Here is a 23579-nt window from a genome sequence, read left to right on the forward strand (position 1 = left end):
GCACGTCCTAGAGTGCCGGGATGAGCATGACGCCTCCACCCGGCTGGTACCGCGACCCTTCGTACCCGCTCGTCGAGCGCTGGTGGGACGGAACCGCGTGGACCGACCACCGGCGTCAGCCCGAGACCCCGCAACAGCCCCTGATACAGGCCCCGTCGCCCGGCGGATCCGGCTCCGGCCGGGCCAAGGCCGTCGCCCTGGTGACGGCCGCCGTCGTCCTCGTGGCGGCGATCGTCACCGGCGCCGTACTGCTGCGCGACGACGGCGGCGGCGACGAGGCCGCGACACGGACCGACTCCGCGACCGCGTCGCCCACCCCGTCCGACGACCCCTCGCCGTCCCCGTCCGGTCCCTCGCCGTCCGCCGGTGACCCGTCCGTCGTCGTGGACGAACTCGACGGCATCACCTTCCCGGTCCTCGACGGGTGGGCGAAACCGCAGTACGTCGCCGACCACGACATGGTGCTGACGACCCCGCGAACCTACGACTGCCCGGGCGACCCCGGCCTGTGCCGGCACGGACGGGTCGAGGCGCGTACCGCGACGGCCACCGACGAGACGTCGCCGAAGGCCCTCGCCGAGGGGGACATCGAGGACGCCGCCGACAGCGCGTACGGCCACGACCTCGTCGGCAGCCGCCCCTTCCGGGGCATCACCTCCCACCGGCTGGTGAAGTCCGGCTCGGTCGCCGTCGCCGGGCGCGCCGGGTATTTCGTCCGCTGGAAGGTCAAGACCGGTGTGGGGCCCGGGGGTTACGTCGAGTCGTTGGCCTTCCCGTCCAGCGTGGGCTCGCAGTCCCTGGTCATCGTCCGGTTCGCCTTCGACGCCGGTGCCGACGGGCCCCCGCTGTCCGACATGGACCGGATCACCGAAGGCATCCGCCCGGTGGGCGACAAGGACACCGGCGGCGGTGTGGGCAGCAGCATCGGCCCGTCCGAGTGAACGACGCCCGCCGGGCCGGGGGACAGGCGTTCCCGGCCCGGCGGGCGTGATCCCGCGGATCAGAGGAAGGTGTGGCCCTCGCCGCGATACGTCGGGACGGAGGCCGTGACGGTGTCGCCCTCCACGAGGTGCAGGGTGTCGAACCGCTCGCACAGCTCACCGGCCTTCGCGTGCCGGAACCACACCTTGTCGCCGATGAGCAGATCGTCCGCCGGGGAGCCGAGCAGCGGGGTCTGCACCTCGCCGGGACCCTCCTGGGGGTCGTACGACAGTCCCTCCGGCAGGTACGGGACGGGCAGCCGGTCCGCGCCCGCGGCCCCGGACGCGGGATATCCGCCGCCCAGCACGGTCACCACGCCCACACCGGGCCGGCGCACCACGGGCTGGGCGAACAGTGCCGCCGGGCGTCCGCTGAAGGACGTGTAGTTGTCGAAGAGCCTCGGCACGTACAGTCCCGACCCGGCCGCGATCTCCGTGACCGCGTCCTCGGCCGCCGTGTGCTGGACGCTGCCGGTGCCGCCGCCGTTGACGAATTCGAGGTCCGGTTCGACGGCCCGCACGGCCCGGACGACCTCCGCGCGCCGCTGGGCGAGCTCCTTGCGGGCGGTGGCCTGCATCAGCCGCACGGCACGCGAGCGCAGCGGCCGTCCCGAGATCGCGTCGCCGACGCCCGCTATGTGGCCCTCGTACGCCATGATCCCCACCAGCTTGAACCCGGGGGCGCGTCCGACGGCACGGGCCATCTCGGCCACCTGGGCGGGGGAGTGCAGCGGCGAACGCAGCGCCCCGACCCGGACCCGGCCGCCGAACAGCTTGAGCGAGGTGTCCAGCTCCAGGCAGACCCGCACGACCTCGGTGCCACCCTCGCGTGCCTCGTCGATGAGGCGGAGCTGCGCCGGATCGTCGACCATGACGGTCACCGCGGCGGCGAGCTTGGGGTCGGCGGTCAGCTCGGCGTAGCCCTTGCGGTCGGCCGACGGATAGGCGAGCAGGACGTCGTCGAAACCGGACCTGGCCAGCCACAGCGACTCGGCGAGAGTGAACGACATGATCCCCGCGAAGCCGTCCCGGTCCAGGACGCGTTCCAGGAGGGTGCGGCAGCGGACGGACTTGCTGGCGACACGGATCGGCTTCCCGCCGGCCCTGCGGACCAGATCGTCCGCGTTCGCGTCGAAGGCCTCCAGGTCCACGATGGCGACGGGGGCGTCGAGGTGAGCGGTGGCCCGGTCGTAGCGGGCCCTGTCGGCGGCACGGGCAGTCATGGACGAAGACTGCCAGACTCCATTACCGCAGGGTAGGGGGACGTTCCGGGCAGATGCCCCGGGGCCTCGCACTGGTTCCCGCCCGGGGCGCGTCAACCCGTAGAGTGACGCGGACGCAGGGAGGAACGACCTTGCCCCGGCGGACCCTGCCCGGGTGACGGTCCACCGGTGCGGGTATGCGTGCCCGTGGCGGACCTTCGGCGCACAGGAACGGCTCGCCGGGTTACGGGGCGTCCGACAGCCCGGTACGAGGAAACGGGGGGTGCATGGGTACGGAAGCGCGGCGCGCCTCGCATCCCCAGCGTCCCCCCGCCCCGCCCGCCTCGGCGCCGCCGGCCGCCCGGACTCCGCCGCCCCCCGCGAACCCGCCGGGCGGTCCGGCTCCCGCTCACCCCCCGGTTCCGCCGAAGCCGGTCCGCCCGCCCGGGCCGGACCTGTCGGGCGGGGAGGACTGGTCCGCCGAGGACCCCACGCCGAGCGTCCAGGGATCCCCCTCCGGATCCGGGCAGGCGGCGTCCGACCGCGCTCCGGCGCTCCCGCCGCGCCCCGCGAGCCCGCCCCGTGGCACGGCCCCGTCGGTGCCGCCCCAGCCCGTAGGGCCGCCGCCGCGGTCCGGTGCGCCGGGCGGACGATCCGCGGGCGGAGGCGCTTTCCGCTCCTCCGGCGATGCCTCCCCGACGGGTTCCACCTCGGCCTCCTCCGCCGAGCCGAGGCCCGGACACGCCCCTCGGGTGCCCGCGCCGCCGCCGTCCTTCGACTTCTTCGACATGTCCACGGAGCCCGAGGCACCGTCCGGTACGACGAACGCCCCGACGTCCGCTCCGCCGTCCGGGCCGCGGTCGGCCTCGTCCGGTACACGGGCGTCCGCCGGGCCCGGCGGGACCGGTGCCGTTTCGCCCGGCGGGCAGGGTGCCGCCGCATCCGGCGCGCCGGATCCAGCCGCTCCTGGCGCCCCGAAGCGCGACTCGCTCGCCCGGCCGAGGGCGGCTTCTGCGGGTGCGTCCGGCAGGCAGGGTGCCGCTGCGACCGGCGTGCCGGATCCAGCCGCTTCCCGTGCCCCGAGGCCCGACTCGCTCGCCCGGCCGAGGGCGGCTTCGGCCGGTGCGTCCGGTGCCCCTGGGACCGCTTCGTCCGGCGGGCCGGCATCCGCCCCGCCCCGTGCGGGGGGCTCCTCGGAGCCGGCCGCGTCCCGTGCGCCGGAGCCCGCTTCACCCGGCGCCCCGGGGTCCGCCGCACCTGCCGCACCGGAGTCCGTCTCGCCCGGCAGGCCGTGGTCGGCCCCGTCCGGTACATCAGGGTCCGACGCGCCGCGGTCCACTCCGACGGGGACGCCGGGGGCCGACCGCCGGGGTGCCGCCGCACCCGGCAGGCGGGGGTCCGACACGCCGGGCTCCGACTCGTCCGGAACGCCGGAGCGCGACCCGCGACGGTCCGCCCCGACCGGCCCGGCATCGTCCGCCGTGCCGCGCCCGGCGACGCCGTCCGACGCGCCGCGCCCCGTGCCGCAAGTCACACCGTACGGCTCCGCGACCTCCCCGTCGGCGAGCCCGGCCCCACCGTCGGCGGCTTCGCGGCGCTCCGCGTCGGACGCGGCTCCGCAGGGTCCCGGATCCGCGTCGAGGCCGGAGGCCCGGCGCTACCCCCACCTGCGCCCAGAAGGCCGGACGGGGCCGTCGGCCCCGCCGCCGCCCGCGGCCTCCGCACGCTTCCCGGACGCGCCCCCCGTGTCCGCCGGCCCGGCACGTCCCGACGAGGCGCCGCACACCGCGGGGCCGTCGCGACCCGGCGGGACACAGCGTCCCGCGCAGCGCCCCTCCCGGCTGTCGCACCCGGCGGCGCCTCAGCGCCCGTCCGAGCCCCCGCGATCCTCCGAGTCCGGGGCGTCCGAGCGGGCCGGGGCGGCAGGGCGGGGCCCCGGTTCCGGGGAGCGGGTCGGGGAGACTGCACGGGAGACGCGGCCCGGGCGGAACGATCAGGCACCCCTGGCCCCCGCGGCCGCACGGCCGTTCATTCCGGCCCCTTCGGCCCCTTCGGCGGCGCCCGCCGAGGCGACCCCGGCGACCCCCCACGTACAGCGCCCCTTCGTGTCGTTCGCGGAGCCCGAGACGTACGGCGGCGGCACCGCGCGCGTGCGTCCGTTCCGCCGGCGGGCCCGGCCCGGCGTCGTCACCGCGGCGACCTGTGTCGTGCTCGGACTCGGGCTCATCGGCGGCGCGGTGACCGGCAGTTGGCTCACCGGCGACAACACGGACGCACCCGGTTCGCCCGGCGCCTTCACGTCGGCCGGAGAGCTCTGGCACAGCGTGCCCGTGGACCGGCTCTTCCCGCCGACCGTGCGCGGGGACGGTGCGGGCCCCGGCGGTTCCGACCGCACCTGGACGCGGATCGCCGTCGCGCCCGACACCGGCTGCAAGGACGCCTTCGACCCGCTGCTGCGCCAGGCCCTCGCCCCCGTCGGCTGCCTGCGCCTGCTGCGCGCCACCTACGTGGACGCGACCCGCAGCCATGTCACCACCGTCGGCCTGCTGTTCACCAAGGCCGACGCGGCGGGCATGACCTCCCTGAAGGCCCGCTTCCGCAAGGAGGGCCTGGACCGGCGCACCGACCTGCTGCCCCTGCCCTACGCGGCCAAGGGCACCGCGGCCGAGGGTTTCGGCAAGGCCCAGCGTGCCTCCTGGACCGAGTCGGTCCTCACGGACGCCCCCGTCGTCGTGTACGCGGTCTCCGGGTTCGCGGACGGGCGTACGGTCGCCGCCCCGCAGCCCGCCGCCGACGCGATGAAGCCGGACTCGACCACGGCCGCGGCCCAGGCGGGCCTCGGCCATGAGGCCCAGGGCCTCGCCGACCGGGTCGAGCGAGGCCTTCGCAAGACCGTCACCTCGTCCACGGAGAAGCCGTCATGACCCGCCCCGACGGCCCCGACGGCCGCATCCGGCAGTCCCGCACGACCGGTCCTGCCGCTACGACCGGTACGACGCCCCCCGTCGGCCGCCCCCGGCGCCCGGCCCCGGGGGTCCGCGGGCCCCGGATCTCCCGCAGGGCCGGCGCCCTCGCCGCCCTGCTCGCCGCCTCCCTCACGCTGGTGCCCTCGGCCGCCGCGCACGCCGACGGCATACGCGCCCAGCAGTGGGGCCTCGACGCGATGCACACGCAGCAGGCGTGGCGCACGACCAAGGGCAAGGGCGTCACCGTCGCCGTCCTCGACACCGGCGTCGACGCCCTGCACCCCGATCTCAAGGGCAATGTGCTCGCGGAGAAGGACCTGGTCGGTTTCGGCGCGAGCCGCGGCGACCGGACCTGGGCCCGGCACGGCACCGCCATGGCGGGCATCATCGCCGGGCACGGCCACGGGCCGGGTGACGCCGACGGCGTCATGGGAATCGCCCCGGAGGCGAAGATCCTGCCCGTCCGCGTCATCCTCGAGGACAAGGACCCGGCCCGTTCCAAGGCCCGCAACACCCGTGGCAACGCCCTCGCGGACGGCATCCGCTGGGCCACCGACCACGGCGCCGACGTCATCAACCTCTCCCTCGGCGACGACTCCAGGTCCGCCCACCCCGAACCCGCCGAGGACGAAGCCGTCCAGTACGCGCTGAAGAAGGGCGTCGCCGTCGTCGCCTCCGCCGGCAACGGCGGGGAGAAGGGCGACCACATCTCGTACCCCGCCGCCTACCCGGGCGTCATCACGGCGACGGCCGTGGACCGCTACGGAACCCACGCGTCCTTCTCCACCCGCCGCTGGTACGCCACCGTCAGCGCCCCGGGCGTCGACGTGGTCATCGCCGACCCGGACGACCGGTACTACGAGGGCTGGGGCACCAGCGCGGCGTCCGCGTTCGTCTCCGGAGCGGTCGCGCTCGTCAAGGCCGCCCACCCCGGTCTGTCGCCCGCGCAGATCAAACGGCTGCTGGAGGACACCGCCCGCAACGTTCCCTCCGGGGGCCGCGACGACTCCCGCGGCTTCGGCTTCGTCGACCCGGCCGCCGCCATCAAGGCGGCCGGCCGGATCGAGCCGGAAAGCGGTCCCACGTCGGCCGAGTACGGCCACGAGTACTTCGGCACGGGCCCCGACGCCCCCGACGACGACGGCGGTCCGGCCGTATGGGCGGCCCCCCTCGCGGGCGCCCTGGGCCTCGCCCTGCTGACGGCCGCGGTGTTCCTGTGGCGCGGACGCAGAGACACGAATCCCTTCCAGCGGCCTTGACCGTGCGGGTCGTCGGGAACCCCGCGCTCCCCGCACACCGACTCCCGCCGGCCGGCCCTGTGGTGGCGGGCCTCAGTCCTCGGCCGTGTCCTGGAACGCGGACACCGCGGCCTTCGACACCGCTTCCACCAGCGAAATGCCCTTCGCCTGCGTGGAGTTCCCGTTCGACAGCGTCGCCACCAGGTAGTCGTGGCCGTCGGCGGAGATCCGCCCGATGCTGTTGACGTCCCACAGCCCGGTCGTGCTGCGCGCCAGCCACCCGTTCTTCAGCGCCCATCGAGAACCGTCGGCAGCGGCGGACACCCCCCACCGCTGGTCGGTCTCGATCTCGGCCATGAGGCCCTGGAGATAGGACCGCGAGGCCGCGCTGAGTTCGGAGTCCTCCCCGAACACCTGGCGCAGCAGCGTGAGTTGGTCGCTCGCGGTGGTCTGGGTCAGTCCCCACAGCTCGCCGTCGCCGCCCTGCGTGTCCTTCAGGCCGAAGCGCTCGTTCGCCGCGTCCAGACCGTCGGCCCGCCCGATGGAGGCCCACAGAGCGGTCGCCGACACGTTGTCGCTGTTCTCGATCATCGCGGTGGCGTTCGTCTTCTCCCGCGCGGTCAGATGCCGGTCCGCGTCCTGCGCCTGGAGCAGCAGCGCGGCCAGGATGTTCACCTTGACGATGCTCGCGGTGTCGAAGGCCGCGTCACCGTAGGCGGCGCTCTCACCGGAGTCCACGTCGAGGACGGCCACCGACGTCTTCGCTCCGGCCGCCACCGTCACCGACTTCAGCGCCTTCGCGAGCAGCGCGTCCCGGTCCACGGAGGGTTCCGCCACGGGTTCCACCGATGCCTCCTCGCTCACGGCCGGCGACGGCGAGGATGACGCCGACGCGGCCGACGATACGACGGCGGGACCGTCGTGCGCCTGTGCCTTCACGTACACCGTCCCGGCCGCCGTGGCGCCCACGAGGACGGCCGAGGCCACCGCGGTGTACAGAAGTGGCTTGCGTCGGGAGGGCCGGGCGCGGCGCCCGCGTGCTCTGTGACGGTCCATCCGCCGATGCTGGACGGCCGGGCTGTGCCTGCGGTTAGACGAGTGTTAGAGGTGTGTCAGCGAAGACTGAGAAACTCGTTAATCCCGTCAACCCGGGGTTTCAGGGGCCGCACAAGCCCAGCAGCATCCCCCCTATAGGGTCGGGGACCGTGGCGAACAAGAACATTCCCGACCCCGGCTTCCCCGACGACGACGGCTCCGCCGACCCCCGGCTGAGCGCGGCGCTCACGGCCTGGTCCGCCGACCGCGCCGCCGTACCGCCGGTCCTGGAGGCGCTCACGGGTGCCCGGCTGCTCGTGCCCGTCGTGGCGATGCTCGGCGAGGTCGAGGAGGACGAGAACGGGCTGCGCCGCGAGAAGACCAGCGACATGGCGGTGCCCACGCTCAAGGCGGGGAACCGTACGGCCCTGCCCGCCTTCACGTCCACGGACGCGCTGGCCCGCTGGGATCCCGAGGCCCGCCCCGTCGCCGTACGCCTGAACCAGGTCCTGGAGGCCGCGGCGCACGAGAAGGCCGACACGATCGTGCTGGACCTGGCCGGGCCCGTGTCCTACGAGCTGACCGGTTCCGCCCTGCTGGCGCTCGCCGAGGGACGGACGACCGCCGATCCGCTCGCCGATCCCGCCGTGGTCGAGGCGGTACGCGCCGCGGTCGCCGCGGAGCCCCTGGTGGTCCGTGCCCATCTCGGCCCCGGTCCGGCGGACGGCACCCTGGCGCTCGTGCTCGACCCGTCGGCCGCCCCCGCCGAGACGGCCCGCGCGGTGGCCGAGCGGCTCGCGGCCGACGAGACGCTGAGGGCCCGCCTGGTGCGCGGCCTCGACCTGGCACTGCTGCCGGCCGAGGTCACGCCTCCGGGCGAGCCCCTGTACGTACGCGCGTAGGTACGCGGGTGGTCCGTGTCCGTACGACGGACGGACACGGGTCGGCCGCTGTCAGCCGTAGACGGGTCCCGTGTACTTCTCGCCGGGGCCCTGGCCCGGCTCGTCCGGCACCAGGGACGCCTCGCGGAAGGCCAGCTGGAGGGACTTCAGGCCGTCGCGCAGCGGCGCCGCGTGGAAGGAGCTGATCTCGGTCGCGCTCGCGTCGAGCAGTCCGGCGAGCGCGGTGACCAGCTTGCGCGCCTCGTCCAGGTCCTTGTGCTCGTCGCCCTCCTCGGTGAGACCGAGCTTCACGGCGGCGGCGCTCATCAGGTTCACGGCGACCGTCACGATGACCTCGACCGCGGGGACCTCGGCGATGTCGCGGGTCATGGTGTCGTAGTCGGGGTTCTGGGGAGGGGTGTCACTCATGCCTCACACGATAGGCCCCGGCGCGCGCGACCCCGTCCACGGGAGCCCTCCGCCCGGCGAGAGGCGGTGAGGCGGCCTCCGGTTAGCGCGTACCCGGCGGAACTGCTAACCTTGTGTAACGACCGGCTGGGTACGTATGTGCTCAGCCCACAAGTGGAGGCTCCGATCTCCCACCCGACTGTCCTCCGGGACGGCGGGTCATCCGGTCAGGTGGCCACCACCGTTCCGTACGGACGGTGGAGTCGCCCGAATGTGCGCCCCGCGGTTGACTGCGGCGGTGCTCCGGTTAGCCATGGAGCCCCGCCTGTGTCCCGTCCGGGGCATTTTTCATGTGCCGCGATGGTTGGTCCACTGTCATCAGAGACATACGCGGCGGTCCGCCAGACCGTCGTGTGGTGCTACCGAGGAGGATCCATCAGCACCGAGCCCCGCATCAACGACCGGATTCGCGTTCCCGAAGTGCGACTTGTCGGTCCCAGCGGCGAGCAGGTCGGGATTGTTCCGCTTGCCAAGGCCCTGGAGCTTGCTCAGGAGTACGACCTCGACCTGGTCGAGGTGGCCGCGAGCGCACGCCCGCCGGTCTGCAAGCTCATGGACTACGGGAAGTTCAAGTACGAGTCGGCCATGAAGGCCCGTGAGGCGCGCAAGAACCAGGCGCACACGGTCATCAAGGAAATGAAGCTCCGGCCGAAGATCGACCCGCACGACTACGACACCAAAAAGGGTCACGTCGTCCGGTTCCTCAAGCAGGGCGACAAGGTCAAGATCACGATCATGTTCCGTGGTCGCGAGCAGTCCCGGCCGGAGCTCGGCTACCGACTGCTGCAGCGTCTCGCGACGGACGTCGAGGACCTCGGGTTCATCGAGTCGAACCCGAAGCAGGACGGCCGAAACATGATCATGGTTCTCGGTCCGCACAAGAAGAAGACCGAGGCGATGGCCGAGGCCCGTGAGGCTCAGGCGGCTCGCAAGGCGGAAGCGAAGGCCAACCCGGGTCGCTCGCAGAACGCCGCCGATGACGACATCGCCGAGGGCGAAGCCGTCGAGGGCGAGACCACCGAGGCCGAGTCGGCCGAGGCGCCGGCCGAGGCATCAGCCGAGGCCTGATCCCAGGGCTGACGCCCCGGGATGCCAACCCATACATATGACGTTCCACCGTGCCCGGTCTTGCGACCGGGCACCGGAACGCCACTGACGAGGAGAGAACGGCGCTATGCCGAAGAACAAGTCGCACAGCGGTGCCAGCAAGCGCTTCAAGATCACCGGCTCCGGCAAGGTGCTCCGTGAGCGCGCCGGCAAGCGCCACCTGCTCGAGCACAAGTCGTCCCGCGTGACCCGTCGTCTCACCGGCACCGCCGAGATGGCCCCGGGCGACGCCGCGAAGATCAAGAAGCTTCTCGGCAAGTGACGAACCGGCGCCCAGCGCCGTTTCGTCTGATCCGGGACCCCATCGATTTCGGGCCGTGTGAGTCCAACCACGGCCCCGCTACAAGGAGTTAAAAAGTGGCACGCGTCAAGCGGGCAGTCAACGCCCACAAGAAGCGCCGGGCGATCCTCGAGGCGGCCTCCGGCTACCGCGGTCAGCGTTCGCGCCTGTACCGCAAGGCCAAGGAGCAGGTCACCCACTCGCTGGTCTACAACTACAACGACCGCAAGAAGCGCAAGGGCGACTTCCGTCAGCTGTGGATCCAGCGCATCAACGCTGCGGCCCGCCAGAACGGCATGACGTACAACCGCCTCATCCAGGGTCTGAAGGCCGCCAACATCGAGGTGGACCGCAAGATCCTCGCGGAGCTGGCCGTCAACGACGCCAACGCGTTCGCCGCGCTGGTCGAGGTCGCGCAGAAGGCGCTGCCGTCGGACGTCAACGCGCCGAAGGCCGCGTGACGCTGCGCCGGCTCAGCCGACGTGACTGAAGGACCCGCAGGTTTCGGCCTGCGGGTCCTTTGCTGCTACCCCACGGGTCGCCGTTCGGGTGCGGGCCGCCGGGGGCCGGTCGCTCCCCCGAGTTCTCGACTCCGCTCGAACAGGGGGACCCCCATCGCGGCGGAACCGCGGATCGACCAGGCCCCGCGCCCCTGGGAGTCGGAGTCGCCCCCGCCGTCATGCGATCCGCACAGATACCGAAGGTGGACCAGAACATGCCCCCCGCCAGCCCCGAGCTGATCTCGCCCCGTTCCCCCCGTGTCTCCGCCGCGCGGCGGCTGGCCCGGCGGAACTTCCGGGGGAAGGAGCGGCTGTTCCTCGCCGAGGGGCCGCAGGCCGTGCGGGAGGCCGCGGCGTACGGCGGCGACACGCTCGTCGAGCTGTTCGCCACCGTGGAGGCCGCCGAGCGGTACGCCGACCTCGTCGCGGAGGCCCGCACCGCCGGAGCCCGGGTCCACCTGGCCGACGAGCAGGTCATCGCGGACATCTCCACCACCGTGACCCCGCAGGGAATCGTCGGCGTGTGCCGGTTCGTCGACACGTCCTTCGAGGAGATCCTCGCCGCCCGCCCGAAACTGGTCGCCGTGCTCGCCCACGTCCGCGACCCCGGGAACGCCGGGACCGTGCTGCGCTGCGCGGACGCCGCCGGAGCCGACGCCGTCGTCCTCACCGACGCGTCCGTCGACCTCTACAACCCCAAGGCCGTACGCGCCTCCGTCGGCTCCCTGTTCCATCTGCCCGTCGCCGTCGGCGTGCCCGTCGAGCAGGCCGTGGCCGGGCTCAAGGCCGCCGGCGTCCGCATCCTCGCCGCCGACGGCGCCGGTGAGGACGACCTCGACGACGAACTCGACAAGGGGACCATGGGCGGCCCCACCGCCTGGGTCTTCGGCAACGAGGCCTGGGGGCTTCCGGAGGAGACCCGCGCGCTGGCCGACGCCGTCGTGCGCGTTCCGATCCACGGAAAGGCCGAGAGCCTGAACCTGGCCACGGCCGCGGCCGTATGTCTCTACGCGTCGGCCCGTGCACAGCGCGCCTCCACAGGGTGCCGTTCCGTCACCGGCAGCTAGTAGGGTGACGGGCCCGGGGGCCCTCTGTGCCGGACGAGAGGTGGGGTACGGGGATGAGTGTCGGCACGGGCGGTGCCCAGGGCGCGCTGCGAGCACGGGACGCGCGCGGCACATCCGCGCCCCCGCTCGATGACACCGCCGGGGCCGGTCCCGGTCTCGGCATAGACCCCGACGACCTGCCCGACGGGATCGTCGTCGCCGACGAACACGGCCGCGTCGTCTGCTTCAACGCCGCCGCCGCCCGGATCGCGGCGGTCCCCGCCGCCGAGGCCCTCGGCCGCCGGCTCGAAGCGGCGCTCCCGCTGGAGGACCTCGAGGGCCGGCGCTGGTGGCAGCTCACGGACCCCTACGGCGGACTCGCCATCCGCAACGGCCAGCCCGAACGGAACCTGCTGCTCCCCGGCGGCCGCGAGATCCTCGTCTCCGCCCGCTATGTGCGCACCCACCCCACCGGGCCGGTCCGCCGGGTCGTCGTCTGCCTGCGCGACACCGAGGCCCGCCGCCGCACCGAGCGCAGCCACGCCGAGCTGATCGCCACGGTCGCCCACGAACTGCGCTCGCCGCTCACCTCCGTCAAAGGCTTCACCGCGACCCTGCTCGCCAAATGGGAACGCTTCACCGACGACCAGAAGAAACTGATGCTGGAGACCGTCGACGCCGACGCGAACCGCGTCACCCGGCTCATCGCCGAGCTCCTCGACATCTCCCGCATCGACTCCGGCCGCCTCGAAGTGCGCCGCCAGCCCGTCGACATCGGCGCCGCCGTCGGCCGGCACATCCAGGCGTACGTCGCCTCCGGCCAGCCCGCCGACCGCTTCCTGCTGCGCATCGAGCAGCCCCTGCCCGCCCTCTGGGCCGACCCCGACAAGGTCGACCAGGTGCTCAGCAACCTGATCGAAAATGCGGTGCGCCACGGCGAGGGAACCGTCACCATTGACGTGGCACCCTCCACCTCCCCGCGTGAGCGGCCGGACGAGGAGGGCACGGCGAACGCCGTCACGTCGGTCACCGTGAGCGACGAGGGCACCGGAATCCCGGAGGAGTCCATGAACCGCGTCTTCACCCGCTTCTGGCGGGGCAGCAAGCGCGGCGGCACCGGCCTCGGGCTCTACATCGTCAAGGGCATCGTCGAAGCCCACGGCGGCACCATCACGGTCGGCCGCGCCCCCGGCGGGGGAGCGGAGTTCCGATTTACGTTGCCCGTGGGCACCCCGGCGTACCTTCTGTAACGCCACAGCGGCCCCCACGGGCGCATCCGCACGGGAGCACCGCGAGGACGCCCAGTCCTGGGCAGGCCCCCACCCCCGTTAGACTCGGCCTTTGGCACCTTTGCGTCCTCTCATCTGCGGACGATTCGTCTCCGAGTCGATGACGGGGACCCTCAGCCAGCCAACCGGAAGCACGGGAAGAGATGTCGGCACCTAATAAGTCGTACGACCCTGTAGAGGTCGAGGCCTTGAAACCGGAAGAGATCGAGCGCATGCGGGACGAGGCGCTCGCCGCCTTCGCGGCCGCCGGCGACCTCGACGCGCTCCAGGAGGCCAAGGTCGCCCACACCGGCGGCACCTCTCCGCTGGCCCTCGCCAACCGCGAGATCGGCGCACTGCCCCCGCAGGCCAAGGCCGCGGCCGGCAAGCTCGTCGGCCAGGCCCGCGGCGCCGTCAACAAGGCCCTCGCCGCCCGCCAGAGCGAACTGGAGGCCGAGCGCGACGCGCGCGTACTGGTCGAGGAGGCGGTGGACGTCACCCTGCCGTACGACCGCGTACCGTCCGGCGCCCGGCACCCGCTCACCACCATGATGGAGCGGGTCGCGGACGTCTTCGTGTCCATGGGATACGAGGTCGCCGAGGGCCCCGAGGTCGAGGCGGAGTGGTTCAACTTCGACGCCCTCAACTTCACGCCCGACCACCCGGCCCGGCAGATGCAGGACACCTTCTTCGTCCAGGGCCCCGAGGGCACCCACGGCGACGAGTCCGGTGTCGTGCTGCGCACCCACACCTCGCCGGTGCAGGCCCGCGCCCTGCTCGACCGGGAGCCGCCCGTCTACGTCGTGTGCCCCGGCCGCGTCTACCGCACGGACGAGCTCGACGCCACGCACACCCCGGTCTTCCACCAGATCGAGCTGCTGGCCGTCGACGAGGGCCTGACCATGGCCGACCTCAAGGGCACCCTGGACCACATGGTCCAGTCGCTCTTCGGATCGGACATGAAGACCCGGCTGCGCCCGAACTACTTCCCCTTCACCGAGCCGTCCGCCGAGATGGACATGCTCTGCTACGTCTGCAAGGGCGAGTCCGTCGGCAACCCCGACCGCCCCTGCCGGACCTGCTCCTCCGAGGGCTGGATCGAGCTCGGCGGCTGCGGCATGGTCAACCCGCGGGTGCTGGTCGCCTGTGGTGTCGACCCGGAGAAGTACAGCGGATTCGCCTTCGGGTTCGGCATCGAGCGGATGCTGATGTTCCGTCACAGTGTTGAAGACATGCGAGACATGGTCGAGGGTGACGTCCGGTTCACCCGGCCGTTCGGGATGGAGATCTGATGCGGGTCCCGCTTTCTTGGCTGCGGGAGTACGTCGACCTGCCGGCGACGGAGACCGGGCGTGACGTCCAGGCCAAGCTCATTTCGGCAGGCCTCGAGGTCGAGACGGTCGAGCAGCTCGGCGCCGGCCTCAAGGGCCCCCTGGTCGTCGGCCAGGTGCTCACGATCGAGGAACTGACGGAGTTCAAGAAGCCCATCCGCTTCTGCACCGTCGACGTCGGCACCGCCAACGGCACCGGTGAGCCCCAGGAGATCGTCTGCGGCGCCCGCAACTTCGCCGTCGGCGACAAGGTCGTCGTGGTCCTGCCCGGCGCCGTCCTGCCCGGTGACTTCGCGATCGCCGCGCGCAAGACGTACGGCAAGACCTCGCACGGCATGATCTGCTCCGGCGACGAGCTGGGCATGGGCGACGACGGCAGCGGCGGCATCATCGTGCTGCCGCCGGAGATGGAGCCCGGCACCGACGCGATCGAGCTGCTCCAGCTCGTCGACGAGGTCCTCGACATCGCCGTCACGCCCGACCGCGGCTACGCCCTGTCGCTGCGCGGTGTGGCCCGCGAGGCCGCCATCGCCTACGGCCTGCCGCTGCGCGACCCCGCGCTGCTCGACGTACCGGCCCCGAACGCGTTCGGCCACCCGGTGCAGATCTCCGACCCGATGGGCTGCGACCGCTTCACCGCGCGCACGGTGACCGGCCTGGACCCCGACGCCCAGTCCCCGATCTGGCTGCGCCGCCGGCTCCAGAAGGCCGGCATGCGCCCGGTCTCGCTCGCCGTCGACATCACCAACTACGTGATGCTGGAGCTCGGCCAGCCCCTGCACGCCTACGACCGCAGCCGGGTCCAGGGCACGATCGGCGTGCGCCGGGCCGAGCAGGGCGAGAAGCTCACCACGCTGGACGGCGTCAAGCGCACGCTGGACGCCGGCGACCTGGTGATCACCGACGACCGCGGCCCCATCGGCCTCGCGGGCGTCATGGGCGGCGCCCACACCGAGATCGACGACACCGAGGGCACCACCACCGAGGTCGTCATCGAGGCCGCGCACTTCGACCCGATCACCATCGCGCGCACGGCCCGCCGCCACAAGCTGGCCTCCGAGGCGTCCAAGCGCTTCGAGCGCGGCGCCGACCCCGAGGCCACCTCGGCCGCGGCCCAGCGGACCGTCGACCTCCTCGTGCTCCTCGCGGGCGGCACCGCCGACGCCGGGGTCACCGAGGTGATCGCGCCGTCCGCGCCGCACACCATCACCATCCCGGCGGACCACCCGGACAAGGTGGCCGGTGTCGACTACGGCCGCGAGACCGTCGTACGCCGCCTCCAGGAGGTCGGCTGCGACGTCTACGGCCAGGACGAGCTGATCGTCACCGTGCCGTCCTGGCGGCCCGACCTGACCGACCCGAACGACCTCGCGGAAGAGGTCATCCGGCTCGAGGGCTACGAGAACCTGCCCTCCACGCTGCCCAAGCCCCCGGCGGGCCTCGGCCTCACGGACCGGCAGCGGCTGCACCGCCGGGCCGGCCGCGCGCTGGCCGGTGCCGGATACGTCGAGGCGCTGAACTACCCGTTCATCGGCGAGCACGTCTTCGACCAGTTCGGCCTCGCCGAGGACGACCCGAAGCGCAGGGTCGTCAAGCTGGTCAACCCGCTCTCCGACGAGGAGCCCGCGCTCCGCACGACGCTGCTGCCGGGCCTGCTGCACGCCCTGCGCCGCAACGACGGACGCGGCAGCCACGACCTGGCGCTCTTCGAGACCGGCCTGGTCTTCCACCCCCGGGAGGAACTGCTTGTCGCCGGGCGGCTGCCCGTCGACCGCCGTCCCACCGACGAGGACGTCGCGTCCCTGACCGCCGCGCTTCCCGCCCAGCCCCGGCACGCCGCCGTCGTCCTCGCGGGCGCCCGCGAGCAGGCCGGCTGGTGGGGCAAGGGACGCCCGGCCGACTGGGCCGACGCGATCGAGGCCGCGCGCACCCTGGCCCGCGAGTCGGGGACCGAACTCCTCGTCCGCTCCGGTCGGTACGGGCCGTGGCACCCGGGCCGCTGCGCCGAGCTCGCGGTCCTCGTGGACGGCGCGGAGCAGGTCATCGGGTACGCCGGTGAGCTGCACCCCGGTGTCCTGAAGACGCTGGGCCTGCCCGCGCGTACCTGCGCGATGGAGCTGGACCTGGACGCGCTGGAGCGGGCGAGCTCGGGCCACCCCAAGGGCCCGAAGATCTCGACCTTCCCGGTCGCCACGCAGGACGTCGCGCTGGTCGTCGACAAGAGCGTCCCGCACACGGACGTCGAGGCGGCCCTGCACGAGGGCGCGGGTGAACTCCTGGAGTCCATCCGGCTGTTCGACGAGTACGAGAGCGAGCAGCTCGGCGCGGACAAGAAGTCCCTCGCCTACGCGCTGCGGTTCCGTGCCGCCGACCGCACGCTGACCGTCGACGAGGCCTCCGCGGCCCGCGACGCGGCGGTGGCGCTCGCCGCCGAGCGCACGGGGGCGGTGCTGCGCGGAGCCTGACCGCTCCACCGGGTGTGCCGGGGAACTGTGCGCCGTGAAGGGGCCGCGGATCATTCCGCGGCCTGGCGCACGGTTCCCCGCACCCGTTTTCAACGGGTTCCGCCGGCTCCTGTCCAGGGGTTCCGCGGCTCCTGCCCGGCCGTTCCGTGGCCCCTGCCTGCATAAATGCGCGTCTCCGAAGACACCTCACTCATTCGGGTGACATGCCCGGGCGATCGGTCCCGGGCGGGCCGGGCGGTCGACAGAATCGGAGCGGTCTCTCCGAGGCCGTCTGCGCTGTCAGTGCCTATTGGGGGGCCAATCGGCATGATCCGTATCAAGGCTGGGGCTCCCCGCAGGGCGACGCTCCACACGCATTCGCGGAACCCGGCCCGGGCGGTCCTCGGCCCGCGTCGTCGGCGTGACCGGCTGAGAGCCGGATTCGACCGGGTGGTGCGCGGTCGCCGGCCCCGCCTCGGTCTCACCCGCTCGGGGTGCGGACGCGGCGCGCTCGGCCACCAGGTCCCGCGCACCGCCGACCGGCCGCCGCTGCGCCGGGCGGTGAACCTGGGGCTGCCCGCGGTCTGGGGCGCGCTGGCGATCTCGTACAAGATGGCCTGTCCGCTCGCCCAGGAGAACGGGTTCGGCGCCCGCGTCGTCACCAGCGCCGTCTTCTTCGCGGTCGGAGCCGGTCTGATACTCCACGTCAGAAGAGTGCTGCTGCGCGAGCTCCGGCAGATCCGCAAGGTCGCGGGAGCCGCGCAGAGCGTCCTGCTGCGCCCGCTGCCACCGCGGATCGACGGGCTGGACATCGCGGCGGCCCAGCTCTCCGCGGACCACGGCGCGAGCATCGGCGGCGATCTGTACGAGGCGATCGCCACCGAGCACGGTGTGCGGGTCGTGATGGGAGACGTGCGGGGGCACGGACTGGGGGCCATCGGAACCGTCGCCGCCGTCCTCGGCAGTTTCCGCGAGGCCGCGCACGACGAAGGCGAACTCGGCGGCGTCCTCAGAAGACTGGAGCGGGCACTGGCCCGGCACCTGTGCGAGCGGGACCGGGCCGGACACCCCTCCTCCGGGCCCGGCTCCGACAGCGACACCGCCGAGGAGTTCGTCACCGTCCTGCTCCTGGAGATCCGCGGGGACGGCGAGGTGCACGCCCTCAACTGCGGTCACCCGTGGCCGTATCTGCTCACCAGGGGCCGCGTCCGGCCACTCGTCCGCGCCGAACCGCTGCCCCCGCTCGGGCCGTTCCCGCTGCCGGCCCGTCTCCCGGCCGAATCCTGCGGCCGACTCCGTCCCGGCGAGGGTCTCTTCCTGCACACCGACGGTGCCGAGGACGCGCGGGACACCCGGGGGCGGTTCTTCCCGCTGCTGACGGCGCTCACCGCGGCCGTCCGCGACGGACCCGTCGTACCGCAGGCCGTGCTGCGCTCGGTGCTCACCGGCCTGCTGAGCCACACCGGCGGCCGGCCCGCCGACGACGTGGCCCTCCTGGTGCTCCACAACGACCGCCGTCCCCTCGCCCTGAAGCCGGACCGTGTGTCCCAGCACGTGCCTCGCTAGTGCCTGCCGCGGCACTGGGGCGCGGCGAGCACGGGTGGCCACCGGTCGCGCTTCGCGTTCCCGGCCGGGGCGACCGGCCACGGGACCCGCACCCGGACGACCGGAGTCCCGCGGTCGCCCCGGCCGAACCGGCTCTGCCGTCCGCCCGGCCACGGTGTCGGGCAGGCGGCCGGGCGGACGGCGCGGAGCGGGCCGCCGTACTGTACGAGGGGGAGCCCGGCGGCCCGGCCGGCCTCTTGCGAGGCATTTCAGTCAACCGGTACGAAACTCTCCGCGACAGCGCGCGCACAGCGCGGATACGGGCATTCCCATCACACCCCGTGTGAAAGGGGACGCACTACTCTCTCTGATGCGGTCGGGCGCGGTCGGGCATGACCGGCGCCGTCGGCAACGAGCCACTCGGGGGCATCCATGCAGCCCAACACTCTGCTCGACTCGATCCTCGACGAGGCGGGCATATCGCACGCGGGACTCGCCGCCCACGTCAACCAGGCGGGCCGGGCCCGCGGTCTGGCCCTGCGCTACGAACACACCGCCGTGGCACGGTGGCTGAAGGGCCAGCGACCGCGCGGTCAGGTGCCCGACCTGATCTGCGAGGTGCTCGCGGGACGCCTGCACCGGCCGGTCACGCTCGACGACATCGGCCTCGGGGTCCCCGGCGAGCCCTCCACCCCGCACGCCGGCTCGCTCTCGGGTTTCGTCGAACGCGCCACCGCTCTGTGGCGCTCCGACGAACAGCAGCGCCCCCACCTCCTCGGCGCCCCGGCCGTCACCGGAACCCCCGCCGTGATGCCCGTGTGGGAGTGGGAGAACCCGCCCGAGGACGTGGACGTCTCCCGCGGCGGCCGCCACCGGGTCAGCATGGCCGACATCGAGATGCTGCGCGCGGCGCGGGCCCACTACGAGCAGATGTACCGCAAGGCCGGCGGCATAGCGACCCGCACCCGGATCGTCGGCTTCCTCAACTCCGAGACCGCGCCCCTGCTGCGCGGCAGCTACACCGACGCCACCGGCCGCCAACTGCACCGCGCGACGGGCGGGTTGGTGGCCATCGCGGGCATCTGCGCCTACGACTCCGACGCGCACGGACTCGCGCAGCGCTACTTCCACCAGGCACTGCGTCTGGCGAAAGCCAGCGGGGACAGGGGACTTGGGGCGTACGTCATAGCTCTGCTCGTCAACCAGTCGCTGTTCATGCGCGAGTACCGGCAGGCGGTCGCCTTCGCCGAGGCCGCGCTGCGAGCGGCGGGGCGCCACATCACCCCGGCCCTCGCCTCCGACCTCTACGCCATGCAGGCCAAGGCGTACGCACACCTCGGCGACGGCAGCAGCGCGCTGTCCTGCATACGGCGTGCCGAGCAGGCCGCCGAGCGTATCCGGCGCGGTTACGAGCCCGACGAGACCGGCTATGTCCAGCCGGGCCTGGTCAACGTACAGGTGGCGGAGGCCCTGCTCAGCCTCGGCGACCTGGTGGCCGCCGCGGAGCACGCGGCGGCCGCGGTCGACACTCCGGCGCACGACCGGGGGCGTGTGCACCGGCTGGCCATGCTCAGCCAGATCGAACTGCGCCAGGGCAACGCCGACAAAGCGGTGGCGACGGCCGTCCAGATGGCGGAGCAGGCACGGGGGATGGAGTCCCAGCGGCTGCGCGACAGACTGCGCGCGGTACGCGAACACCTGGTGCGCAGCGGCTGTTCGGGCACGACCGAGGCCGCCGAACTCATCGACGGCGCACTGCGCGTACCGCTGTAGGGAGCAGTCCGGCAAGCCGTTTCACCGACCGCGCCGGAGCGCCGAGGCACGAGCGGCGCCTGAACGCGGGCCACCGTCTCGCCCGCCCGTGTTCAGGCGCCGCTGTGCTGCGCCCCGACCCCAGTGAGCCCTGCTGTCGGAACGCGGCTGCTGCGATATTGCCATCACTCGGCGGAAGGTGGCAGAACCGTGCAGTGGACGAAACAGAACGAACAAACTGTGTATGAAAACCGCTGGTTCAGCGTCAATCTCGCGGATGTGGAGCTGCCGGACGGGCGGCATCTCGATCACTTCCTGATACGGCTGCGGCCCGTCGCCGTGGCCACGGTGGTGAACGACGCCAACGAGGTGCTGCTCCTGTGGCGGCATCGCTTCATCACCGACAGCTGGGGATGGGAGCTCCCGGCGGGCGTCGTGGAGGACGGCGAGGACATCGCCGTGGCGGCGGCCCGCGAACTGGAGGAGGAGACCGGGTGGCGGCCGGGACCCCTGCGGCATCTGATGAGTGTCGAGCCCTCCAACGGGCTCACCGACGCCCGGCATCACATCTACTGGGCCGACGAGGGCGCCTACATCGGACACCCCGTGGACGACTTCGAGTCGGACCGCCGGGAGTGGGTTCCCCTGAAGCTCGTTCCCGACATGGTCGCCCGCGGTGAGGTCCCGGCCGCCAACATGGCGGCCGCACTGCTCCTCCTGCACCATCTCAGGCTCGGGCAGGACGCGTTGCCCTGATCCGGTCCCCCCTTCACAGCCCCCTGGCCCTAGTGGCCCAGGGCCTGCCAGACCGCCACGGCCAGTGCGCCCACGGCCGCGACGACGGCGACGGTGGGCAGTGGCCAGCGGGTGTGTTCGAGCGCGACGATCCGTGTGCTGAGGTCATCGAGGTCCTTGGCCGTCTGGTCGTCGCGCTGGGTGAGCAGCGCCAGTCCTCCCTCGACGCGGGTGAACCCCACTTCGAGCGACCGGCGTAACTCCGCGATCTCCTTCGGTGCCACGGGATGCTCGGGGTCGGCGGTCACGAGTCCGCTCCTTTCCGTGGTCGGCACATCCCTTGTCCGTGCACGGAAAGTCAACTCGCCTGGTGGGCGAGTGGGGAGAGTGTGCGCCGGGCATATGCGGGCCCGGCACGCACACGGCGTGTGAACGCCGCGGGCCCGGCACCACGGAAGGTGCCGGGCCCGCGCGAACTCCGCTGAGCGGAGCGGGTGTTCCGTCGATGTCCGGCCTGGTCAGCCGTAGGTGTAGAACCCCGAACCGGACTTGCGGCCGAGGCGGCCGGCGTCGACCATGCGCTGGAGCAGCGGGGGAGCGGCGTACAGCGGCTCCTTGTACTCCTCGTACATCGAGTACGCGACCGAGGCCACCGTGTCGAGGCCGATCAGGTCGGACAGCTTGAGCGGGCCCATCGGGTGGGCGCAGCCCATCTCCATGCCGTTGTCGATGTCCTCGCGGCTCGCCATGCCCGACTCGAACATCCGGATCGCGGACAGGAGATAGGGGATCAGCAGCGCGTTGACGACGAAGCCCGAGCGGTCCTGGGCACGGATCGCGTGCTTGCCGAGCGCCTTCTCGGCGAACAGCTGGGCGCGGCTGATGGTGCCCTCGGAGGTGGTCAGCGCCGGGATCAGCTCCACGAGCTGCTGCACCGGGGCCGGGTTGAAGAAGTGGATGCCGATGACCTGGTCGGGACGCGAGGTCGCGACGGCCAGCTTCACCAGCGGGATCGAGGAGGTGTTGGAGGCCAGGATCGCGTCCGGCCTGGTCATCACCTGGTCGAGCACCTGGAAGATCTCGGTCTTCACCTGCTCGTTCTCGACGACGGCCTCGATCACCAGGTCACGGTCGGCGAACTCGCCGAGGTCCGTGGTGAAGCTCAGCCGGTCCTGGGTGGCCTTGAGCTCCTCCTCGGAGATCTTTCCGCGTCCGGCCGCCTTGGCCAGGGAGGAGAAGAGCCGGGTCCGGCCGATCTCCAGGGCTTCGCCGGTGGTCTCGGCGACCTTGACGTCCAGTCCGGCGCGGGCGCACACCTCGGCAATGCCCGCTCCCATCTGGCCGCAGCCCACCACTCCGACGCGTTCGATGTCGGTCACATCGTCCCCTTCGCTGATCCGTACGGCCCGGCAGGTGGTCCGTTGTTCGGGCCCTGCTCCGAACGTGCACGTTACTCCCAAGTATCGATGATCGATCGTCGGGGTGGTGCATGCTGGGTTCCGGTACGGCACGTGACCGGACGGATCCGCGGCGTAGGGGGTAGGGGTATGGGGCGACTGCCACGCCGGACGTTCGCGGCGGCCGCGCTCGCGACGCTGTCGGGGTTCGGCACGGCGGGGGACGCCGCGGCCGCCCAGGACACGGCCCCACCGCACCGGTCGGCGGCCCCGCGCGCCATGCGCGGCATGTGGCTCGCGACCGCCTCGAACCGCGACTGGCCCTCCCGCACCGGCCTGAGCCCCGCACGCCAGCGCGCCGAACTCGTCGGCCATCTGGACACGGCGGTACGCCTGCGCCTCAACACCGTGTTCCTCCAGGTCCGTCCCGCCGCCGACGCGCTGTGGCCCTCTCCGTACGAGCCGTGGTCCCGTTACCTGACCGGCGTCCAGGGCGGGGATCCCGGCTGGGACCCGCTGGGCACCGCCGTGCGCGAGGCCCACGCGCGCGGTCTGGAACTGCACGCATGGTTCAACCCGTACCGCGTGTCCGGACAGCCGGACCCCGGCAGGCTCGCCCCGTCGCACCCCGCGCGTCTCCACCCGGACTGGACCGTGCGCTACGGCGGGAAGCTCTACTACAACCCCGGACTGCCCCCGGTCCGTACGTTCGTCCGGGCCGCGATGCTCGACGCGGTGCGCCGGTACCCCGTCGACGGCGTGCACTGGGACGACTACTTCTACCCCTACCCGGTGCCCGGCGAGCGCTTCGACGACGACGCGGCGTACGCCGAACACGGCGCGGGCTTCCCGGACCGGGCGGCCTGGCGGCGCCACAACGTCGACCTGCTGGTGCAGGAGATGGCGGCGGGCGTCAAGAAGGCCCGTCCCGGGGTCCGCTTCGGGATCAGCCCCTTCGGCGTCTGGCGCAACGCGTCGACCGACCCGCTCGGCTCGCCGACCCGGGCCGGCGTCGAGACCTATGACGATCTGTACGCCGACACCAGGAAATGGGTCGGGCGGCGCTGGGTGGACTACATCTGCCCCCAGCTCTACTGGAACATCGGCTTCGCCGCCGCCGACTACGCGAAGCTGCTGCCCTGGTGGGCGCGGGTCACCCGGGGCACGGGCGTGCACCTGTACGCGGGCGAGGCGCTCTACAAGGCGGGCGACCCGGCGCAGCCCGCCGCCTGGCGGGACCCGGCCGAACTCTCCCGGCACCTCACCCTCGCCCGCGGCCACGCCGAAGTGCGCGGGCATGTCTTCTTCGCGGCCTCGGAGGCGGGCGCCGACCGGACCGGCGCGATGGCACGGGTGGTCGCCGACCACTACCGGCAGCCGGCGAAGCCCCCGCGCTGAGCGGAC

Annotated in this window: 20 protein-coding genes; 15 read left to right on the forward strand and 5 right to left on the reverse strand. The window is 72.8% G+C overall.

Going from position 1 to position 23579, the window contains the following annotated elements; genetic code table 11:
* Window positions 1–20 precede the first annotated feature (20 nt).
* A complete protein-coding gene (locus tag ACFYW9_RS33075; RefSeq protein ID WP_389158265.1) occupies window positions 21–941 on the forward strand; it encodes a DUF2510 domain-containing protein in 921 nt (306 codons plus the stop codon).
* 59 nt (window positions 942–1000) lie between these two features.
* Here ACFYW9_RS33075 and ACFYW9_RS33080 read toward each other — a convergent pair whose 3' ends face one another.
* Window positions 1001–2203 carry an amino acid deaminase/aldolase gene (locus ACFYW9_RS33080; RefSeq protein WP_351862394.1) on the reverse strand — a complete coding sequence of 401 codons (1203 nt, stop codon included), beginning with the start codon at window positions 2201–2203 and terminating at the stop codon, window positions 1001–1003.
* A gap of 2084 nt (window positions 2204–4287) precedes the next feature.
* On the opposite strand from ACFYW9_RS33080, the gene ACFYW9_RS33085 reads away from it, so the two are divergent.
* Window positions 4288–5106, forward strand: coding sequence for a hypothetical protein (locus ACFYW9_RS33085; RefSeq protein ID WP_351862395.1), 819 nt, complete (start codon window positions 4288–4290; stop codon window positions 5104–5106).
* Window positions 5103–6407 (forward strand): type VII secretion-associated serine protease mycosin, encoded by a 1305-nt coding sequence (gene mycP / locus ACFYW9_RS33090; protein WP_389158270.1) that lies wholly within the window; start codon window positions 5103–5105, stop codon window positions 6405–6407. Before ACFYW9_RS33085 ends, mycP begins: the two co-directional genes overlap by 4 nt.
* A gap of 72 nt (window positions 6408–6479) precedes the next feature.
* Here mycP and ACFYW9_RS33095 read toward each other — a convergent pair whose 3' ends face one another.
* Entirely contained in the window at window positions 6480–7442 is a 963-nt protein-coding gene (locus ACFYW9_RS33095) for a serine hydrolase (RefSeq protein WP_389158273.1), read from the reverse strand.
* Window positions 7443–7591: 149 nt separating this feature from the next.
* Between ACFYW9_RS33095 and ACFYW9_RS33100 the strand changes: the two genes are divergently transcribed.
* Entirely contained in the window at window positions 7592–8323 is a 732-nt protein-coding gene (locus ACFYW9_RS33100; protein ID WP_389158276.1) for an SseB family protein, read from the forward strand.
* A 51-nt stretch (window positions 8324–8374) separates the two neighbouring features.
* On the opposite strand, the gene ACFYW9_RS33105 is transcribed toward ACFYW9_RS33100, so the two are convergent.
* Window positions 8375–8731, reverse strand: a complete 357-nt coding sequence (locus tag ACFYW9_RS33105; RefSeq protein ID WP_151468384.1) for a DUF1844 domain-containing protein — start codon at window positions 8729–8731, stop codon at window positions 8375–8377.
* Between the two features lie 390 nt (window positions 8732–9121).
* On the opposite strand from ACFYW9_RS33105, the gene infC reads away from it, so the two are divergent.
* The 10 genes from infC to ACFYW9_RS33155 all read left to right on the forward strand — a co-directional run bounded on the left by infC (window position 9122) and on the right by ACFYW9_RS33155 (window position 20799).
* Window positions 9122–9838, forward strand: a complete 717-nt coding sequence (infC, locus tag ACFYW9_RS33110; RefSeq protein ID WP_387307448.1) for a translation initiation factor IF-3 — start codon at window positions 9122–9124, stop codon at window positions 9836–9838.
* A 106-nt stretch (window positions 9839–9944) separates the two neighbouring features.
* Entirely contained in the window at window positions 9945–10139 is a 195-nt protein-coding gene (gene rpmI, locus ACFYW9_RS33115; protein ID WP_006374321.1) for a 50S ribosomal protein L35, read from the forward strand.
* Between the two features lie 95 nt (window positions 10140–10234).
* Window positions 10235–10618, forward strand: a complete 384-nt coding sequence (gene rplT, locus ACFYW9_RS33120) for a 50S ribosomal protein L20 (protein ID WP_003970214.1) — start codon at window positions 10235–10237, stop codon at window positions 10616–10618.
* Between the two features lie 254 nt (window positions 10619–10872).
* Complete coding sequence (locus ACFYW9_RS33125; RefSeq protein ID WP_389158281.1) at window positions 10873–11724, forward strand: TrmH family RNA methyltransferase; 852 nt, start codon at window positions 10873–10875, stop codon at window positions 11722–11724.
* A gap of 53 nt (window positions 11725–11777) precedes the next feature.
* Window positions 11778–12953, forward strand: a complete 1176-nt coding sequence (locus ACFYW9_RS33130) for an ATP-binding protein (RefSeq protein WP_389158284.1) — start codon at window positions 11778–11780, stop codon at window positions 12951–12953.
* A 182-nt stretch (window positions 12954–13135) separates the two neighbouring features.
* Window positions 13136–14263, forward strand: coding sequence for a phenylalanine--tRNA ligase subunit alpha (pheS, locus tag ACFYW9_RS33135; RefSeq protein ID WP_389158287.1), 1128 nt, complete (start codon window positions 13136–13138; stop codon window positions 14261–14263).
* Window positions 14263–16767 carry a phenylalanine--tRNA ligase subunit beta gene (pheT, locus tag ACFYW9_RS33140; RefSeq protein ID WP_389158290.1) on the forward strand — a complete coding sequence of 835 codons (2505 nt, stop codon included), beginning with the start codon at window positions 14263–14265 and terminating at the stop codon, window positions 16765–16767. Before pheS ends, pheT begins: the two co-directional genes overlap by 1 nt.
* A 591-nt stretch (window positions 16768–17358) precedes the next feature.
* Window positions 17359–18312: a PP2C family protein-serine/threonine phosphatase gene (locus ACFYW9_RS33145; RefSeq protein ID WP_389158407.1), complete on the forward strand. Its 954-nt coding sequence runs from the start codon at window positions 17359–17361 to the stop codon at window positions 18310–18312.
* A 411-nt stretch (window positions 18313–18723) separates the two neighbouring features.
* Window positions 18724–20064 (forward strand): transcriptional regulator, encoded by a 1341-nt coding sequence (locus ACFYW9_RS33150; RefSeq protein WP_351862405.1) that lies wholly within the window; start codon window positions 18724–18726, stop codon window positions 20062–20064.
* A gap of 189 nt (window positions 20065–20253) precedes the next feature.
* Window positions 20254–20799, forward strand: a complete 546-nt coding sequence (locus ACFYW9_RS33155) for an NUDIX hydrolase (protein WP_326788823.1) — start codon at window positions 20254–20256, stop codon at window positions 20797–20799.
* A 29-nt stretch (window positions 20800–20828) separates the two neighbouring features.
* Here ACFYW9_RS33155 and ACFYW9_RS33160 read toward each other — a convergent pair whose 3' ends face one another.
* Window positions 20829–21086 carry a hypothetical protein gene (locus ACFYW9_RS33160; protein WP_351862406.1) on the reverse strand — a complete coding sequence of 86 codons (258 nt, stop codon included), beginning with the start codon at window positions 21084–21086 and terminating at the stop codon, window positions 20829–20831.
* Between the two features lie 210 nt (window positions 21087–21296).
* Window positions 21297–22157 (reverse strand): 3-hydroxybutyryl-CoA dehydrogenase, encoded by an 861-nt coding sequence (locus ACFYW9_RS33165; protein ID WP_351862407.1) that lies wholly within the window; start codon window positions 22155–22157, stop codon window positions 21297–21299.
* A 168-nt stretch (window positions 22158–22325) separates the two neighbouring features.
* Between ACFYW9_RS33165 and ACFYW9_RS33170 the strand changes: the two genes are divergently transcribed.
* A complete protein-coding gene (locus ACFYW9_RS33170; protein ID WP_389158296.1) occupies window positions 22326–23573 on the forward strand; it encodes a glycoside hydrolase family 10 protein in 1248 nt (415 codons plus the stop codon).
* The last annotated feature ends 6 nt before the right edge of the window (window positions 23574–23579 follow it).

This window comes from Streptomyces sp. NPDC002698 (assembly GCF_042888945.1).
Classification (GTDB): domain Bacteria; phylum Actinomycetota; class Actinomycetes; order Streptomycetales; family Streptomycetaceae; genus Streptomyces.